This is a genomic window from Stieleria maiorica, from assembly GCF_008035925.1.
GTDB classification, from domain to species: Bacteria; Planctomycetota; Planctomycetia; order Pirellulales; family Pirellulaceae; genus Stieleria; species Stieleria maiorica.
In genome coordinates this window covers 7,239,130-7,257,926 of the sequence record NZ_CP036264.1, presented here as the reverse complement: position 1 = coordinate 7,257,926, position 18,797 = coordinate 7,239,130, and the positions used below count along the sequence as shown (strand labels likewise).

At 57.6% G+C, this 18,797-nt stretch carries 12 protein-coding genes; all 12 read right to left on the bottom strand.

What is annotated here, in order from left to right:
• Positions 1–162 precede the first annotated feature (162 nt).
• The gene (locus Mal15_RS24620) at positions 163–1,323 is read right to left on the bottom strand and encodes a glycosyltransferase family 4 protein (protein ID WP_167547024.1); all 1,161 of its coding nucleotides are present in this window, start codon (positions 1,321–1,323) and stop codon (positions 163–165) included.
• Between the two features lie 190 nt (positions 1,324–1,513).
• Positions 1,514–2,449: a glycosyltransferase family protein gene (locus tag Mal15_RS24615; RefSeq protein ID WP_147870177.1), complete on the bottom strand. Its 936-nt coding sequence runs from the start codon at positions 2,447–2,449 to the stop codon at positions 1,514–1,516.
• The gene (locus tag Mal15_RS24610; RefSeq protein WP_147870176.1) at positions 2,434–3,156 is read right to left on the bottom strand and encodes a hypothetical protein; all 723 of its coding nucleotides are present in this window, start codon (positions 3,154–3,156) and stop codon (positions 2,434–2,436) included. Before Mal15_RS24610 ends, Mal15_RS24615 begins: the two co-directional genes overlap by 16 nt.
• A 176-nt stretch (positions 3,157–3,332) precedes the next feature.
• A complete protein-coding gene (locus Mal15_RS24605) occupies positions 3,333–4,598 on the bottom strand; it encodes an MATE family efflux transporter (RefSeq protein ID WP_147870175.1) in 1,266 nt (421 codons plus the stop codon).
• A gap of 9 nt (positions 4,599–4,607) precedes the next feature.
• Positions 4,608–5,657: a GDP-mannose 4,6-dehydratase gene (locus tag Mal15_RS24600; protein WP_147870174.1), complete on the bottom strand. Its 1,050-nt coding sequence runs from the start codon at positions 5,655–5,657 to the stop codon at positions 4,608–4,610.
• 85 nt (positions 5,658–5,742) lie between these two features.
• Positions 5,743–6,861, bottom strand: coding sequence for a GDP-mannose 4,6-dehydratase (gene gmd, locus Mal15_RS24595; protein WP_147870173.1), 1,119 nt, complete (start codon positions 6,859–6,861; stop codon positions 5,743–5,745).
• A 232-nt stretch (positions 6,862–7,093) separates the two neighbouring features.
• On the bottom strand, positions 7,094–7,456 hold the full coding sequence (locus Mal15_RS24590) for a four helix bundle protein (protein ID WP_233903005.1): 363 nt from the start codon (positions 7,454–7,456) through the stop codon (positions 7,094–7,096).
• Between the two features lie 47 nt (positions 7,457–7,503).
• Positions 7,504–9,201, bottom strand: a complete 1,698-nt coding sequence (locus Mal15_RS24585) for a sugar transferase (protein ID WP_233903004.1) — start codon at positions 9,199–9,201, stop codon at positions 7,504–7,506.
• Between the two features lie 288 nt (positions 9,202–9,489).
• Positions 9,490–11,922 carry a polysaccharide biosynthesis tyrosine autokinase gene (locus Mal15_RS24580; protein WP_147870172.1) on the bottom strand — a complete coding sequence of 811 codons (2,433 nt, stop codon included), beginning with the start codon at positions 11,920–11,922 and terminating at the stop codon, positions 9,490–9,492.
• A 1,652-nt stretch (positions 11,923–13,574) separates the two neighbouring features.
• The gene (gene dnaX, locus Mal15_RS24575; protein ID WP_147870171.1) at positions 13,575–15,575 is read right to left on the bottom strand and encodes a DNA polymerase III subunit gamma/tau; all 2,001 of its coding nucleotides are present in this window, start codon (positions 15,573–15,575) and stop codon (positions 13,575–13,577) included.
• Positions 15,576–15,886: 311 nt separating this feature from the next.
• Positions 15,887–18,061 (bottom strand): ABC transporter permease subunit/CPBP intramembrane protease, encoded by a 2,175-nt coding sequence (locus Mal15_RS24570; RefSeq protein ID WP_261344520.1) that lies wholly within the window; start codon positions 18,059–18,061, stop codon positions 15,887–15,889.
• 6 nt (positions 18,062–18,067) lie between these two features.
• Positions 18,068–18,796: an ATP-binding cassette domain-containing protein gene (locus Mal15_RS24565; protein WP_147870170.1), complete on the bottom strand. Its 729-nt coding sequence runs from the start codon at positions 18,794–18,796 to the stop codon at positions 18,068–18,070.
• Between the last annotated feature and the right edge of the window lies 1 nt (position 18,797).

Below are 18,797 nucleotides of genomic sequence, written 5' to 3'. Positions count from 1 at the left end.
GCATCAGGGTGCACCCCACCAGACAGAAGCTCGACATCGGCTCCGCGGTCCCGGAGAGCGGACGCCCACTGTGTTGCCGACACCTCGAATCCGCGATTGACGATGCCCAAGCCCGTAGCGATCAAAGCAATCTTGATTTGTAGACCTCGATTGGAAAGCTGTTCAGTTCGTCGAAAGCGACGCCGCAAATCGTCGCGCGATCTCGGGCAAGGCATGCTCCGCCGGTTGCCGTCGTTCCAGCTTCATCGGCTGGTCGATCGCATCACCAAAAACCGCAAGTGGACAATTCTGACGCACGTGCGAGACGAACCGATCACCCCAGATCGGTGCGCGTGTCACGACCACGGGCAATCCGTGCTCGAACATCGCCGCAGCGGCGCCACTCTTCTCGATCAAGTCCGGGGAAGAAGCGCTCAAGCCGAAATCGCACGATTGCAGTAACGCCGACACCTTTGGTTCATCGCACCTGCCGTGTTCCTCGACGGGGACGCCGGCCGTCCGGAACCGCTGCCACGCTGCGGCGGCGCCGGCGCCACCGCTTCCGATCGCACAGATCTGTGGCGTTCGTCCATTGGGGGCGGCGATCCGATGGAGCAGACCGGCTGCGTCCTCGATCCCCCAACCATCATGAACCGAACCGAAATAACAAAATCGAATCGGCCCCGAATCGTCACGGGGAACCTGCTGCGGTTCCACGGGGATGTTACCGAACAATGGCACGCGACCGACATGCTGCGTAAACTTTCCGAGTAGCTCGATATACGGCGATGCGTGAGAGTCGACACGACAAGGACGCAAACGCGCGATCATTGAAGCCAAGATTCTTCTCTGGATCGCACCCAGGAGTCGGTGCCGAAACGGCGGCGAACTTCCGAGCCCGACCCACAACTCGTGACACATCAGATGCCAACGCAAATCTCCGCCGATGCTCTGCAATCGCCGAGCCAATCGGAACGGAATCCCCTTCGGATGAAACGAGTAGGGAACAAACTGCAAGCTGACGACGTCGGGGCTCTGAGTCCGAAGAAACTCGCGCACCGAACCAATCCGCTCGCCCCACGAAAGCGATGAGTGAAAACGCAACACACGCAGTCCGACGTCGTCACCGCCCTGAAAGACGATCGGGCCATCAATAACATTTGCATCCTTGCGAAGTCGATCGCGATGAGTGCCGCGTGCCCAATCGCTTGCATAGCGGTCATTCAGAGCGATTGCAACAACTCGATGCCCTTGCCGAGTCAATTCACCTGCGAGCCGACGCGTGTAGTCCCCGACTCCATCGCTCCCTGATTCAAGGCAACCACATAAAAAGGCGATATTCATTACCATTCAATCGCAGCGCGCGTTCCAACTGAAACGCACGTCATCGATGCTAACTCTCGAACTCGGGATACCGCAGCCACATCTACCGGCGCATCGCCCGCCGAACTTACATCTTCACTGTGCAGAGGATTCACTGTGCAGAGGATTCACTGTGCAGAGGATTCACTGTGCAGAGGCAACGACTCACAACTTAGCCGCGGCAATACACTCTTCCGACAAGACTGGCAAGCTTCACCGCAATTTGCTTTTGCGTAAGATGCCTGGCCGAGAAAAGGCGAATAGGAAACTGCGCGTTGTTCCAGAAAACCTTGTCAACAGTTTGTGGCGGAAATCCAACGAGGGCGTCCCTGAGGTAGCTGCGATTCCAAGGCTTTCGCGAACCGACCGCATGGCTCATCGTCGTGCCGGCGGGCAGAAAATCCATTTCCTCCGGCCCCATCGTCGATAATGGCAAATCAGACATCATCAATGCTAGATTCATTGCGTCCTGGTCCCAAGTCGAAAAGGCCTGCAGTGGGTCGTCCTGGTCGTCGAACTTTTGGCTGTAACCGCCCGCGACGTTGACCTCAATCCCGTCGTTATGACGATGGGTGAGGACAGCATTCCAATGTTCAAGGAAATCACAGTGCTCTCTGCGAAACGCAAAGAAGCCAGAATTGAAATACTTTCCTAGTGTTCGCTTCACAACGAATCCCTTCTCCTCGGCCCACTCCTTCCACAACATCCGCTGCGGGTGGTCGGCTGACATCCTCCGCTTGACCACTTCCTCAACCAAGCACACCCCGAATTCAGTCCATTTTTCGAAGAATGCCCAATTTCGCTTGACGACAATGTCGGGGTCAAAATAGAAGACCTTGCTGCAGGAGCCATGTTCTTCCATCAGATTCAATGCGACCGACGCCTTTACCTGTGCAAGGTGCTTTGACTCGCTCGTTTGCAACGCTTTCAGTTGGACCCCGTGATTTGCGATGCTTTCGCGTGCGGGCTCGAACCAAACCGGTGGCTGCTCGCGATGCACAAGGTAGAAATCTCCTTTAAACCCGCTGTTAACGACCGAATTGAGAAGCGCGCCCGCGCCAAGGTGATAACTGCCTTCAAACAATGTGAACACTATGTCATTCGACATTCACTTTCCTTTGCTACTTTGATGGATTGAAAATAATCCTCGCATGCAGTGATTTGGCCATCGTTAGCACGCCCGATTACATTTTCGCTAAACAGGTTGCTAGCTTGGGAACCGGGGACATCAGGAAACCGCTTTCGATTGTACGGTCGATCTACCGTCACAAAATCACATCCATTCTCGCGAGCGCAATACCAAAACCAGATATCGTCGTTCGACGGTGAAATCCGGGTGAACAGTGTTCGGTCCGTCGTGGACGGCGGCATACAAGAAGCTGGATACAAGACGCCACCGGTCCCGGTTGGAAAGATGTCTCGAGTCGGCGTTTCGGGTTCACACGTCTCCCATTTCCAATCCGTGTAGCTGACGAGATCGCCCTCTTCATCGCGGACCGTTCGGTGCGCGCGGTGACACACGATTGTGTGATTGCCGACCTCTGACCGCTTTCGCAAAAGATCTTCAAGCCAATACTTTGGGTACGCAACGTCGTCATCACACACGACGATTTGCTTGTCGGGGTGGTTTTCGAGCGCATAGACCAACTTCGTATACGCCCGAACGTCTTGGACGGCACGAATTTGCAGCAAGCCCTCCGATTCGAGCTTGGTGATGATCCCTCTCTTCTTCAGCTTTTCAACCGAAAGTGCATCGGCGTACAAACAGATCTTCTCGGGAAGGGCGCTTCCACGCAGCACGGAGAGCAGCGCCACGTCCACGATCGCTACACGCGTTCCGAAAGTAGTCAGGCTTACGACGGTGCCTGTCTTTCGCTTGGCCCTTGAAGCACGCCGGATGATCAAGGGGCTAAAGGATCGAAGAAAACAGGCAGACAGGTACCCTCTCCAATACGTCTTGATGTGCAAGTATTTCAGACCGAGAGACATAACTACAGTTTCCCTGCGATGTATAGGAATCGAACCGGCGCGATGGTCGCTGTGACGGCGATCGTGCCCATCACGACTTGGTTGATATTGCGAAGATCTGCAATGCTATAGACAACCGCCTGGACGACAATCGTGAGTGGAATAATGATTGCAGGATGCATGATGATCCCACGCGAAGCCCCCAGTTGGTGCGTGCTGCCGGAAATCTGCCCCAACGCAGTTGCCGCGAAGACCAATGGCAACAGTTCCGCCAAGCCCGCATAGTCCTTACCGAGCAACCAAAGGATGGGTGTGGGAAACAGGACCGTCGCCCCCACGATCGCTGCGGCAACGATTGTCAGACCGAGGTGAATCTGGATAAAAATCTTTAGTTTCGCCCGGCTGGACTCAGGCAATCTTGCGAAACGCGGCACAACCAACGTTGAAAACAGCACGCCGAACACGCTCGTTGCCGCGGCGAGTCGGCCGAGTGCTCCATACTCTGCGATTTGATCGGTTTCGCCAAACAGCGTGATTAACAACAAGGTTGCCTGGCCGGACACCGCCAGAAACACCGCTCCTGGAAAAACGCGTTTTACAACCCGCAGTATCTCGACGCGAGCCTCAGGACTCTGCTCCTGCTGATTGTTCGAAAAGAGCGCCGCGGACCGGCGGAGCCGCCAGTTTGCAACTCCTTGAGCGATCCCGGCTGAAAAGATCGCGAAGCCGGCAAGTGGCAAGACGAGCAGGGTTACCCCCGTGATCGCCAGACGCACCAGGTTCGCGGACAGATCAATTCTTTGAAGCAGACCAACATCCTGATGCAGCTTCGCCGGCACCTGAAGCAAAGTATTTGACAAGGTCGCAAACAGCGTTGGAACAAGCGCCAAAATAAGCATTGACGCAGCTATCCACGATGCCCCATGAGTCACCAACATGTAGTACAGCACGGGGATCACCATCGTCAAGCTGATGACGGCAAACCTGAGTCGCAATGAGATGCCGGTTGCAAGTACAGCTCCCAACTTATTGCGATCATTCCAAACCTTGCCGCCTTCTGACAACACACCGGTCCCAACACCAGCGTCCGTTAGCACGGCAATCGTGCCAAGCATCGTGTTGGTCAGCGTGTACAGACCATACTCGTGGACGGACAACAAGCGAATGACGATGATTCCACAAAGAAAGCCTGCGACTTGAACAATAAACTGCGCCGACCCCACCAGGACGAGCAGGCGAACCCACTCGCCTCCCCGTCGAATTCTGTGCGATGCGAGCCTGGCAATCATCGCTGACGCTTACGAATTGCCCGCGGTATCCAGCGCCGATGGCTCTGCTGACCGCTGCAGATGCTGCAATTTTTGCCGATCCTCATCCACCATCGCTTGTACGATCACGGACAAATCCGCCTCACATTTCCAGCCGAGGATTTGATGTGCTTTGGCCGCGTCACCGATCAATGAACAGCACTCCGCGGGACGAATGAACCTCGGATCGCGTCGGTAGTAATCCGACCAATCCAGCCCGACGGCGGAAAATGCCGATGCCATGAATTCTTCGACGCTGTGGTCGATTCCGGTCGCAAGCACGTAGTCGTCCGGACGCTCGTGCTGCAACATTCTCCACATGCCCTCCACGTATTCCGGGGCGTATCCCCAGTCACGCCGTGCATTCAGGCTGCCCATTCGCAGTTCGTCTTGAATCCCCAGAGAAATCGCCGCGGCAGCCCTGGTGATCTTCCGAGTGACAAATGACTCTCCACGACGCGGAGATTCGTGGTTGTAACAAATGGCATTGCAGGCGAACACTTCGAAGGATTCGCGATACAGACGTGTCATTTGCGTGGCAAACGCCTTTGCCACCCCATAAGGTGAAACGGGCCGCATGGGAGTGTCTTCGTTTTGTGGCGATTCGTCGGGACGCCCGAAAATCTCGCTGCTGCTGGTATGTAAGAACTTGGGGCGTTTCGAAAGGTCGCGAACAAGCTCCAACAGCCTGAGCGTCCCCATCGCTGTAAATTCGCAGGTTGATTCGGGGATCTCAAAGCTCGCACCGACGTGACTCTGACCTGCGAGGTGATAAACCTCGTCTGGTGCGGTCTTCGTCAAGATCCGGCGAATCGTTGTCATATCATCTAGATCTGCATAGTGCAGAAACAATCGTCGATCATAGATCGTCTTGTCGTGGAACAACTCCTCCAACCGTTTTCGCGAAGTAGAACTGTTGCGGCGCACCAGACCATGGACGGTGTATCCCTTTTCAAGCAACAATTCCGATAGATACGAGCCATCTTGACCGGAAATTCCGGTGATCAAGGCCGTAGGTGCGCTAGGTTTCTCGGTTGTCATCAAGACGGAGACAGCAAGAAGAAGGTTTGCAACGGTGCGTTGAGACGAAACATTTCCAACCGCATTGACGAACTGCGTACCAGCCCTACTCCACCGCCACACTGACGGTGTGGCCATGGAGCTTCAACAGGGCGTGTTTACGGGCGTTTTCCAAGTCGGCGGCGACCATTTCGGCGCACATCTCTTCGACGCTGATCTCGCATTCCCAACCGAGTTTTTCCTTGGCCTTGGTGGGGTCACCGAGCAAGGTTTCGACTTCGGCCGGGCGGAAGTAGCGGGGATCGACGCGGACGATCACGTCGCCGGGGTTCACCGAAGGGGCTTTCTCGCTGTCGAGGACTTGCGTCACCGTGGCGATCTCGTCGACGCCTTCACCGGAGAATTCGACCTCCAGCCCGGCCTCACTGGCCGACATCTTGACGAATTCGCGGACCGTGATTTGCTTGCCGGTTGCGATCACGAAGTCTTCGGCTTGTTCTTGCTGCAGCATCATCCACTGCATACGGACATAGTCTTTGGCATGCCCCCAGTCTCGCAGGGCGTCCATGTTACCAAGGTACAGGCACTCCTCCAGTCCCTGTGCGATGTTGGCAACGCCGCGGGTGATCTTGCGGGTCACGAAGGTCTCGCCACGCCGCGGTGATTCGTGGTTGAACAGGATGCCGTTGCAGGCGTACATGCCGTAGGATTCGCGGTAATTGACCGTGATCCAGTACGCGTACATCTTCGCCGCCGCGTAGGGCGAGCGTGGATAAAACGGCGTGGTCTCTTTTTGCGGAATCTCTTGGACCAGACCGAACAATTCCGAGGTGGACGCCTGGTAGAAACGTGTCTTCTTTTCCAACCCCAGAAAGCGAATTGCTTCGAGCAAACGCAACGTTCCGATCGCATCGACGTCGGCCGTGTATTCGGGCGACTCGAACGAGACCGCGACGTGAGATTGGGCACCCAAGTTGTACACTTCGTCGGGCTGAACCGCGTTGATGATGCGTGTCAGGTTGGACGTATCGGTCAGGTCACCGTAGTGCAACTTGAACCGTGCCTGCTCCTCGTGCGGCGACTGATAGATGTGATCGATTCGGTCGGTGTTGAAGGACGACGCGCGACGCTTGATCCCGTGGACCTCGTAGCCTTTCTCGAGCAATAATTCCGCGAGGTACGATCCGTCTTGGCCTGTGATGCCTGTAATGAGTGCTTTTTTCATGGGTTTAGAGTTGGCAGTAGTCAGTTGGCAGTAGTCAGTTGGCAGTAAGGGAAAAAGAGAGCATGAGTTGATAGAGTAGGCGGTGTCGCTAGCAGGGAAAGGAGGGCGGCTGGCAGTTGTTGAGCCGGCATTGATTCAGGGATTCGATGTGATCACCAACCAAGGGCATTCGCCTGAATCCGTCTATCCGCCTTTTCTTCCTTCTCGTCTTCTTCGCCTTCCTGCCAACTGACTACTTTTCCCTTCTCCTGATGCTTTTGATCAGGCCTTGGAGCATTGCGGAGAGCTCTTTAGTTTCTTGTCGCCAGTGTTGGGCTGTGGATTCGTTGATGAACCCGACTTTCATCCCGACAATGACCTGTGTTCGCACTTCTCCGCAAGATCCGCGTGCATAGTCGAGAAAGCGACACTGATCCGCCACCGTCGAACGCTCCATTCCTTCCGCAATGTTCGACGGAACCGAAAGCCCGGCACGTGTAATCTGATCACGAAACCCAAAGTCCCGCAGCGAATGCGTCTCAACATAAATGGCTGCACTCAACTCGACTGCCCGCTTCCAAACCTCTAAATCCTCAAACCCAGCCAAACTTTTCAAGTCCCGTACCTACTGACGACTGTCTACTAACGACTGCCAACTCTTCTCTAACAAGCCCCTTCACGGAAGAGGGCCGTTTTAACGGTTCGCCAGAGGATGAAGATGTCCAGACCGATTGACCAGTTGTGGAGATAGAAACGGTCCATGAAGACGCGTTGGGTGTAGGTGGTGGAATTGCGTCCGGAGACTTGCCAGAGTCCCGTGATTCCGGGACGCACCATCTGGTACAGCTCAAACACTTCTGGGTAGTCCTGGATGTACTCGCGGTCGTAGTCGCCGCTGTCGATGATCGGCCGCGGCCCCACCAGACTCATTTCACCCAGCAGCACGTTGAACAGCTGTGGCAGTTCGTCCAAGCTGGTCTTTCTCAAAAAGTTGCCGATCTTGGTGACGCGAGGGTCCTTTTGCAGCTTGTGGGTCCGCTTCCACTCCTTCATCATTTGCGGATTTTGCTCCAGATACTCTCGCAATCGTCGATCCGCGTCGCAGACCATGCTGCGAAACTTGATCGCCCGAAACGGTGTCCGGAATCGTCCGACGCGGTCCTGGTAATAAAACACGGGGCCTGGATCGAAGATTTTGATGGCGATCGCGATGCCCGCCATCAACGGCAACCAGAACGGAAGGGTCAGCAACACCAGGGCAAGGTCGATCACCCGCTTGGCCAACTGGGCGTGGGGGCTGGTCAACGCGGTGTAGCAGTGAAGCTCGATCGCCTCTCCCCGCTCGGCCAGACGCACCGATTCGGTCGGGTGGTAGGAAAAGTCCATCGGCAGCATCACGTGTGGGATGCCATGGAATGCATGATAGTCTTGCCACTGGCCGGCGTCCTGTTCGGCCAACGCCAGACGGCAGGCACCGGTACCGTGAAGAATCGACTCCAGCTCCGTCGTCGGCCCCAACCAGCAGCTTTCCGAGCGACGCACCGGAGCACCGTGACTGACGGAGCGACCATTCGTGTCACCGCTCGGACGTCGCAATTCTTCAGGCGAGTCGATCCGATAGAACTGCCCGCCGGGTTGTTCGTGCAATGGAGTTCCCACGAGCTTCGATTCGGATTCATTCACCGCGGGAACGCCATCCCAATGCCGGGTCGGATCGAAAATGATCCCTGCCGGTCGCAACCCTTCATGACGTGAGCGATCCAGTCGCTCGTAGAGTCGCCGACTTGCGCTGCCATTGCCGACGATCACGACGGGCTGGGTCCACCAGTCAAACTCACTGAGCAAACGTCTGGCCACCGGACGCACCGCCGCCAAACTCACGAACAACGTGGTGGACAACGTCCCCCAACAGAGCCAAGGAAACGCATGCAAGCTGGAACCCATCAAGAGCCCGAATGCCGACCCCACCGTGACGACGATGCATGTTCGCATGATCCCGCGAAACTCGTCCGAGTAGCTCGCCCCACAGGCCGGATAGAGGCCGTGGATCCGATGCATCAATAGAACCAGCAAGACCACGCCGACGCAAAACGTCAGGTGCGGTGTTCCGCCGTTTAAGCGATGTATAATGGTTGCCAAGGAAACGGCCAGGCCGGCAGCGAGAACATCGAAAACCAGCAGTGGCGCCGTCGATCGAAAGTCATACCAGGCCTGCCTTCGCCCCAAGGCCAATGCCGCCGACGTGCCAAGCTTTTGCAGCGAAGCGGCATCAATCTTGCCACCCGCCCCATTCGGCGGCGCAGTCGCGACGCCCACTCGGACAGGTGAAACATTTGACGGTTGTTTAATGGTCGCGTTCATCGAATTCACACACTTCCATGACCGGAGTAAACGAGAACCAGGATAGGTCTGAGGGAACAAGGCATCGCAGTGGAGCGTTGTTTCAATTGATGGCTAGAAGCCGACAGTTGATCGGAAAGGTGTTGGTGCACAGCCTGGGGCGATCTGCGAGGCACGATGGCTTTTACGGGAGGTCGCCCGAAGGACTCCCGGCGCCGACCTCGAAAGGACGCCGTACGGTGGGCGGGGATCGGGAATCGGCTAAAGCCTAGACACCAACGCTTGCCAACGTCCAAACACCAACGTTTACTAGCGTTTTCCAGAGATCAAGCGATCGCTGGTGGCGGTGCGGCCGTTTACCTTTGCTACTTGGCCGTTGATGCGTTTGTGCGACCGCCCGTTGACGCGAGCCGGCTCGTCTTCCTCTTCCGCTTCGTAATAACGTCGATAGCTGTCGACGTAACCATACTGGCCTTTACCGTAGTAGTTGTAACTACTGTACCCATACCCCCGACGGCGCGAGTCGCGACTGTTGACGATCACACCATCGATCGGCACGTGGTGGTCGCGGAGGATCTCGGCAGCGCGTTCGACAAACGTCCGACTGTTCTTTTCGATCCGGACGGCCAACAGGCAACTGTCGACGTGCAACGTGATGATCGCAGGATCGGTGACAGCCAGCAGGGGCGGGGAATCGATAAACACCATGTCGAAGGACTGCCGAGCCTGTGCGATAAACTCTGCGAACTGCTCGGATTCAAGTAATTCCGACGGGGACGAGGTCCGCGAACCGGCAGGGCACACGGCCAAGTTGAGCTGCTCGCAATCCTGCTGACACTCCGAAAAGCTGACCACGCCGTTCAAGTAATCGGAAAGCCCGGGGGAACGTTCGACGCCAAACACCTTGTCAATCGTCGGCCGCCGCATGTCCGCATCGACGAGCAGCACACGCTTGCCGGCCTGGGCCATCGAAACAGCCAGGTTTGAAACCATCGTGGACTTGCCGTCTGCGGGACTGGGACTGGTCAGCAAAAAGACCTGCTTGGATTGCTTCTTGGCCAAGAACAGAACGGATGTCCGAACGACCCGAAACGTCTCCGAGTCGACTGCGCGGGGCAAATGAAACGACGCCACCATCGGCGAAATCGCCGACCCCTTAATCACACGCTTCTGCAGTTTCGATTCACGCAGCATGGGCATGTGAGCCAAGATCGGCGCCCCGACCACACTCTCAACTTCACCGGGATCCTTGAACGTCCGATCGGCCAACTCGGCCAGCATGGCCAACCCCAGCCCCAACATCAGCCCGCCCATGATGCCCATCATTGCGATCTTTGACTTGGAGGGCCAGATCGGCACGCTGGCCGGAACCGGCATCACCAGCAGGTCCGTGGAGAACCCGGAGTAGTCATTGGTGAGATTCAACTCTTGCAAACGCTTGAAGACTTCGTCGTAGCGGTTCTGAGCACGATCCAGATTTGCCTTGAGTGACGCACCTTTGAGAAAGTCCAGCTCGACCTGCTTGGCCAGCTTTGTCTCCTGATCCGAAAGCGCCAGCAATTCAGCCTCGCGCCTTGCAAATTCATTCAAGTCGCTTTTCAGCACTGCGTAATAGGTCCCCAGAATTTCCGACGGCGGGACATCAAACGCCTTTTCACCGGCACCCCCAGCCTGCTCCGCATCGGACAACTCGCCGATCTTTTCGAACGCCCTGATCTCCGCGTCAAGCGCCACCACACTCGGATGCCCCATCCCAAACGCCGTCACCAAGACCCGCCGCTTGCTTGTCAGTTCCAACAACCGCTGCGCGGCAGACTGACGGGAACTCCTTGCGATTGCCTGAGACTCACTTTCCCCCGCACTCCCAGGCTGCCGTTGCTTCTTGATGCTGATCAGCGCCTGCAGTCGCGTGACCTCCGTGTCGCTCAGCAGGGTCATCACGTCAGCATCGGTGATCTCCTCCGGCGCCTTCCCGTCCACGGCTTCGGCGATGACCGATCGCCTGGAGCGAGTTTCGGCAAGCACACGCCGAACCGAAGCCAATTCTTCTTCAATGCTTTTCAACCGTGCCCGGTGCACATCCTCCAGCGTCCCGACACCGCTGCCACTGACATTCACCAACGCCGGCACCGATGCAACAAAGTTCCGATACTCCTCATCCGCCTTCCGCAAATCCATCTCGTTTCGAAGCTGGGCCTTTGCAATCAACTCGGCCGCCTCGGCACCGACATTCTCCGAATGCCCCTCGACGTAGTTCTGATAGGTGTCAAAGATCGCCTGAAGCACCCGGGCGGCAACCTCGGGGTCCTCGTCCTTGTACGTCGCTTTCAACAGGCTTGCCGCACTTCCGGCCCCTTCGCCGCCCGTGCTGATCGACAGCCCGCGCTGGAGCTGCCCCACACTGCGGCCCAAACTCTCCCGCTCGATCGCCTGCTTGAGGATCTTGGGACTCCCGAAAAGCTCCACGTGAGTCGAAAGAATCTCCTCTTGCATTGTCACGGCACCGTCAGACGCGTCCCTCACACCAGTGGCGGCAACTTTCGTTGACAACTGCCCGACGAGCACCGCCAAGCTTGACTGGTAGACCGGCTTTTGCTTGACGAAAAAAATTGTGGCGCACGTCGACCCGACCAAAAGCCCTAGCATGATCAGATGAAATCGGCGACGGACGATCCCCAGCAGATCAATGTTCAATTCCGCGCCGTCGTCAGCCTCGAAAGCCTCGTCTTCGTATCGCTTCATAGTTTCAGTGGGGAGGGAGGGAAAGTGCTTGACGCGAAAAGTGGTCTAGATCGTTGAGAGAGCCCCACGCCTGCAAACAGCTGGCCGACGAAATGAACAAGTCCGGTCGCACGAGAAAAGCCAGCCACACTCCAGGCGCCGCCAACCTGGACTTCGTCCCTTTGGGTGACATCCACCGCGGCTGCAACAATCCAACAAGGCAAATCAAAACGGCTTTTGCAGGCCTAACGTGCGACCGAGCAAGACGTCTGGGTGCATCTTCGATCGATCACTTCGGACTTCGTCCGCATGGGTGACACCGGCGAGCAATCCAACTCGCGTGTGTGCCCCCTCACGCTGCGGCGGTAGGCTAACCACCAATCATGCCTTGGCAAGAGAGATGTTGGATCGAATCTTTGCCGTGGTAACGTAAGCCGCGTCGACTGACGTTAGCGGAGTTCATTCGCGCGTTGAAATGCAATGTGAAGTTTTATTCACCGAAGAGAAATGTGCTGGTCACATGGAAAGATGGAACTGCACACGGGCCGTCACACAGCCACCGCGCACACTCGCACTTGTACGGGCGCGCAGCTAAACATTGGTTGGCTCGATGCGCAAAGAACGATCTAGTAAACACACGCAAACAACGCCCATCGACGTGCGAATCAATCGTGATTCATCGCGACGATCTGCAATAGGAATCGACTCAATCACTTCAGTTTTACGAATGACGTGAATCACGATTCGAGACGAAGCAGAAGGCGGATTCGACACAACCGCCAACGCTTCACGCCGCAGCGATCGCCCCTGCACAACCCCACTGCAGATACCCCGGATCACCCAGGGCCATTGCGATGGGCAATCCGCCAAATGTCCAGCAAGGTGCACCGTGACGCCGGTATTGAATCGCGCATTACAACAGCATTTGCAACCTGCGAAACAATTGCGCAGTTGTCCTTTAGGAATGCTTCGACTTTCAGCGAAGCAAACAATACATCAACCTGCTGCACTAAACGTCGCGCCAGCAAAAAGAAAGTGCGTCATCGATTTGAGTCGGTAAATTGCGGTCTGAACGCACACTCCCGGGCCTAAACAGCGATTCCGCGTGTCGGTTTGGTCCATGACTTGCTTACTGCTCCAACCTGCGTCGTCGGGCGGCTTAGACAACGCGAGTTTTCTTCACCAAGATTTCTCTTAACCCGAGTGATCTGCCATGCCCGCCAACTCAAGCGATACGAATTTGTTCACCGCTAGACAACGACGAATCAACCGCCATCCGTGGTACCTGCGGTGGTTGAATCATCCAACTTACAACATCGTTGCACGACTGCGCTCACACCCCGTCTTTGACCCACGAAACACTTCCTGGCTGAGGACATTGTCTCGTCAAAGACAATGGGTGTATTTTGATCGACTAACATTGCGCTTCGTTGCCTTGGAGTGTTTGAACGCGAATGACCCGAGGCTTTGTGTGGAGCCGATCAGAGACGCAGTGTAGATCCAAATGCGTTCACCAGATCGAAGTCCAGACGACAAGAACGTTCCGCCGGAACCATCGATCGGCATGTATTGTAGGTCCGGTCTGGAGGTGGCAGACTCGGTGCCCTTCAGGTGCACCCCGATCGACCCACCAAGCCCTGGCTGTTGTGGACAATCGGTTTTAAAGAGGCGACTTATTGCTTGGGATCGATTTTGACGATCTCGGCTTGGAAGGTTTGCACGCAAGCTTGGATCCAGGGATGAGATTCGATCTCTCGCATCCGTTCCATGCGTTCCTTTGCCGATGCTTTGGGCGCGGGCTTTGGCGCTTGGGCGCGGCGTGGTGATGCGGCGCCGGCGACCAGCTGCAGCGTGACCGGGTGACCGACGATCTCGGCGAGCGCTTGGCAGACCGGACCACGATGCTCGGGCAAATCCATCCGTTTCATCGACATCGATGACTCGGCCGGAAACACCAAGTTGATCTTCGAATCGCCTTCCAGTTGCACGTCGGCCATCGAGGCGATCGAGGCCGTCATTTGCTGCACGCCCTTGAGCGCCATCGCAAGGACTTCTTGAACGTTCGACGAGGACAGCTTCATCCGGGGCATCGGCGGCGCGTCGGGTGAAGCTGCGTCGGTCCGATGCTGTGCCGAAACGGCCGGAACAGGTTGACTGGCGGCGGGCGAAGCAGCCTGACTGGCAGCGGGCGAAGCTGCTTGGTCGGCGGCCGCTGGGGCGACTTGGGGGATCGGCGGGGAGGACACGGGATCCTGCATCGGAGCAGCTGACACCGGTGAGGTTGCCGCTGGAATCACTGCCGCTGGAGTCACTGCCGCTGGAGTCACTGCCGCTGGAGTCACTGCCGCTGGAGTCACTGCCGCTGGAGTCACTGCCGCTGGAGTCACTGCCGACGGTGACTGTGCCGGTGCTGGGGTCGCCCCCGATGCAACCGTCGGTGTGACTGCCGGTGCCGTCTGTGGCTCAGCCGTTAGCTTTTTTTTTTGCGGGGGTGCGGCGGGCAGCGGTTTTCCGCTGCTGGCTGCCGCGGCCAAGTCCGCGATCGCTTGCAAGTCCGGCAGATTGCAAATCTGAATCACGGTGGATTCCAACAAGACGCGACCGTAGACACTGTGCCGAATTCGGACCAGTGTTTGATCGATCAGCGCCACGACGGCCAGCACGGTTTGCAGGCCCCAGGCCTGGCCCAGCTTCTTCAGCTCGTCGTGCATCGATGCGGCGGTATGCCGTTGCAGTGTCGCATCGCAGCCGACCGTGACGGCCATCAGATCGCGAAAGTACCCCAGCAATTGTTCGGCGATCCGTCCGGCATCGACGCCGGCATCAACGGCCGCATCCAGCTGCGCCAGTGCGGCGGCCGCATCGCGATCGCTCATCGCCTGGGCCAGCGAATGCAGTCGCTCGTCGTCGGCCGTGCCGAGCATCGAGTGCACTTGATCGGCCGTCAGATGGCCATCGCTGAAGCTGAGCACCTGCTCCAGCAAGGATTGGCTGTCCCGCATCGAACCGGCCGCCCGGCGGGCGACCAACTCCAGCGCCGCTTCATCGGCCTGGGCGTTTTCCGCAGCGACGATTTCCTGCAGACGTTTGACGATCTTGGAGACTTCGACCGGTGCAAAATCGAATCGCTGACAACGGCTCAGGACCGTGATCGGCATCTTTTCCGGGTCGGTCGTGCAGAAAATGAACTTCACATGCTCCGGCGGCTCTTCCAGCGTTTTCAACAGCGCGTTGAAGGCCGCCTGGGTCAGCATATGGACTTCGTCGATGATGTAAATCTTGAACCGGGATCGGCTGGGCCGAACCCCGACGTTGGCCCTCAGGGAGCGGATTTCGTCGATCCCCCGGTTGCTGGCGCCGTCGATTTCGATGACATCGATGTCTTCGCCCGAATCGATCGCCTGGGCGACGTCATCGTCATTGTCAAAGGTCGCACTGGGGCCGGCGGGATTGTTGAGCGCCTTGGCAAAAATCCGCGCCGTGCTCGTTTTCCCGACCCCACGTGCCCCGGTGAACAGGTAGGCATGCCCCACCCGCCCCGTCTCGATCGCGTTGGTCAAGGCCCTCCCGACGTGCTCCTGACCGACTAATTCTTCGAAATTCCTGGGGCGGTAACGGCGTGCGACAACGACGTACGAGGAATCAGTTGCGGGCGCAGGATGGTCGTCGGACATTCGTGGGGAAATCGTTATCGAACCGTGCGGGTGTCAGTCTGGGCATCCTACACGATATCGGGTGGAAATGAATCTGGTCACGCAACGGGGTGGTCAGATGATTGGGGGGTGAAGGACGAAAGGGTCAAAAAATGGGCTGGTCAAAAGATGAGGGGGAAAGGAGGGAGGGCAGAGAATTGCGTCTGAGGCTGGCCTGCCGTGTTGATGATCGCCGGTAGAGCGGGCCTCGCCGACACGGCCAGACCCGGGCGTTCTGATTTTTTGACCACTTCATTTTTTGACCCGCCGATCTCACCCCCGATCACCGGCTATCACGCGGGAGTCGTCGCCAGATTCGGATTCGTCGCGGCGGGTTTGCGGGTCGAAAACCAAACGATGGCGATTCCGATGACCGTGGTGGTCGTCAGCACGATCAACCAGGATGCCGGCAGGTGCATCTGGTTTTCGAAGCCGGCCCCCAGGAAATCGATCCGGTCCTGGTATTTTGCGGCCAGATTCAGCAGCGCGTTGTGGGTGAAATGCATCAGCACGCCCGGCCAGACACTCTGGGTGCGGTAGGCGATCCAACCGAGAATCAGCCCCAACAGGGTCGTCGGCACGAAGCGTTCGATCAGTAACATGTTGCCGGTGACCACGTGGAACAAGCCGAAGATGACCGCCGTCGTCATGATCACGCGTGCCGGCGACAGGACACGGCGAAGTGCCGTGAACAGGAATCCCCGAAAACACAATTCTTCGATCACCGCCGGCGCGAGCGCCAAACACCCCACCAGCAACCACGCCGGAGCGACCTTGAGCGCTTCGACCGTCTGCTTGGTTTTTTCGATCCGGTCGACATCCAATCCGCCGATCCCCAAGTGCTTTGCCACGACAAACGACTCGTGAGCGATCCCCCAAGCGCCCAGACCGATCAGCAGCGCGCCGACCAACGCCAGCGGCGAGGGCGGTGAAAGTTGATAGCTGGTGGAGAACCGACAACGCGCCAGCACCACCGACGCCAAGGGCAGCAACCCGAACGTGAACACCAGCGCGACGGCGTTGAGCGTCAGCACCCAATTGATCGACAACTCCGGAACGATTCGAATCAAGACGTTGCTGACCAGATAGTAGATCGGCACCAGCAACGCCAACGTCATCGCGGCGGTCTGGGGCGAAGGCGTCGGCGAAACACGTGTCGGGCGTTTCAGCATGGCGCCGAACGATTGGCCGCTGGTCCGGCTGACCGCATCGCTGCCGAACAACTTTGACGCAATCGCGATGGCCGCTGCAGCGTAACCGATCGTGCTGAGCACGGTGATCACGGCCGGCGCCGCATGTGCCGTGCCCTGCAACACCTCGCGTGCCAGTAGCACGATGTTGATCAACGGCGCGATCGCCAACGGGCCTTGCAAGGTCACACCCGGCATCAGCGACAACATGCCCGGCGTCAACGACAACAGCATGACGGGGATCAGGTAAGCCTGGGCTTCTTTGAACGAACGTGCGAAGCTGGTCAACGACAGCAACACGGCCGCAAAAAAACCGCTAAAGAGCACCAACAAGCCCAGGATTTGAAGCACGGCCACCCAAGGAAACGCGTCTTCGCCACCGGTCAGCAGCGGCAACAAACGTCCGGCCCACAACGTCGTGAACATGGCCAACAGATTTGCCATCGCGGTCAATAACGCGACGACCACGACCGCGACGTACTTGGAAAACAGTATGTAAGAACGCGGCACCGGCGACGCCATCAACGACTCCATCGTCCCCCGCTCGCGTTCGCCGGCGGTCAAATCGATCGCCGGATAAACGGCGCCGGTGATCGTCATCAACACCAGCACCAGCGGGACGATCGTGCCCAGCATGGACGGTTTTTCCGGCGCGCCGACCTTCGCAACGGAGACCTCCGCCGGCGGCGTGTAATCATTCGATTGTGACTGCAGGATCGTCTCGGCCCGCGCCAATCGCAACCAATGCAACCGTTCGGTCAACACGCGCTGGGCCCCCTGGCCGGCGACATCGCCGCTGTAGGCCGTCAGACGCAACCGTGGCGGATCGTCCAATTCGATTTCGGCGGCCAGATCAATCTTTTTCTCTTTCAACGCCTGATCGGGCGTCAGTCCGACCGACGTGGTGTTGACCACACGAAACGTCGCCAATTTCCCCTTGCTGGCCTTCAGGATCGCATCGGGCGGTTGGCTCATCGGGTCTTCCAACCAAGCGAGCAACAGCGAACCTTCATCGTCCGTTTCGACGCCGATCGTGTACGGCGTCTCTTCGGACGTTCCCGCCGTCGCCGAGACCAAAAAGCGGTTGAACGCCATGCTGAGCAACGGGTACACCATCAACGGCATCAACACCAGCGTGATGATCGTCCGCCGATCACGCATGGTTTCACGCAGCTCTTTTTGACACAACCGCACCAGCCGATTGCCGCCTTGATGGCTCCGCTTGCGTGGCCGCTGGGGTGCAACTGCGGTACTTCCGCTGTGAGATTCGTTCGACACGTTGGTCTAATTCCTGATCAAGTCCACGAAGATGTCTACCAACGATGCCTGGCCGGTTTGTTCCTTCAACTCGTTGAGTGTGCCGCAGTATCGGAGCTTGCCGGCGTGCAGCAATCCGAATCGATCGCACAAGCGTTCCGCTTCGTCCAAGCGATGGGTGCACACGACGACGGCTTTTCCACCGCGACGCAGAATGTCGATGTAATCAAAAATGGTTTGTACACCGACCACGTCCAGCCCGCGGGTCGGTTCGTCCAACAACATCACGGGGGGATCATGAATCAGACCGCGAACCAGCGTCACGCGTTGACGCTGTCCCGTGCTCAGCTCCCCGGCACGTCGATCCAACAGATGTTTGATGTCCATCATGTCCGCCAAGCTTTCACAGCGTTGTTCGGCCAACGTGGAGTCCACGGCATACAGGTCGGCGAAGTACAGCAACATCTCCCGGACGCTCAGCCACGGGTAGACGCCGTCGCTGGCCGAGACAAAACCGAGCCGACTTTTCACAGCCATCGGGTCGGTCGCGGTGCGGACACCGTCGACTTCCGCGTACCCGGAATCGGGTTCCAACAACCCCAGGATCATCCGCATCGTGGTGGTCTTGCCGGCGCCGTTGGGGCCCAGCAATCCGAAAACCTCCCCCGGCGAGATCCGAAACGAGACGTCATCGACGGCGGTCAACACGCCGTCGTCCAAGGGAAAGGACTTCGTTAGCGATTCGACATGCAGCATA

Excerpts from the sequence above, each read along its gene's own strand:
- Mal15_RS24620 (WP_167547024.1), bottom strand. The coding sequence starts at position 1,323 with ATGAATATCGCCTTTTTATGTGGTTGCCTTGAATCAGGGAGCGATGGA.
- Mal15_RS24615 (WP_147870177.1), bottom strand. The coding sequence starts at position 2,449 with ATGTCGAATGACATAGTGTTCACATTGTTTGAAGGCAGTTATCACCTT.
- Mal15_RS24605 (WP_147870175.1), bottom strand. The coding sequence starts at position 4,598 with ATGATTGCCAGGCTCGCATCGCACAGAATTCGACGGGGAGGCGAGTGG.
- Mal15_RS24600 (WP_147870174.1), bottom strand. The coding sequence starts at position 5,657 with ATGACAACCGAGAAACCTAGCGCACCTACGGCCTTGATCACCGGAATT.
- gmd (WP_147870173.1), bottom strand. The coding sequence starts at position 6,861 with ATGAAAAAAGCACTCATTACAGGCATCACAGGCCAAGACGGATCGTAC.
- Mal15_RS24585 (WP_233903004.1), bottom strand. The coding sequence starts at position 9,201 with ATGAACGCGACCATTAAACAACCGTCAAATGTTTCACCTGTCCGAGTG.
- Mal15_RS24580 (WP_147870172.1), bottom strand. The coding sequence starts at position 11,922 with ATGAAGCGATACGAAGACGAGGCTTTCGAGGCTGACGACGGCGCGGAA.
- dnaX (WP_147870171.1), bottom strand. The coding sequence starts at position 15,575 with ATGTCCGACGACCATCCTGCGCCCGCAACTGATTCCTCGTACGTCGTT.
- Mal15_RS24565 (WP_147870170.1), bottom strand. The coding sequence starts at position 18,796 with ATGCTGCATGTCGAATCGCTAACGAAGTCCTTTCCCTTGGACGACGGC.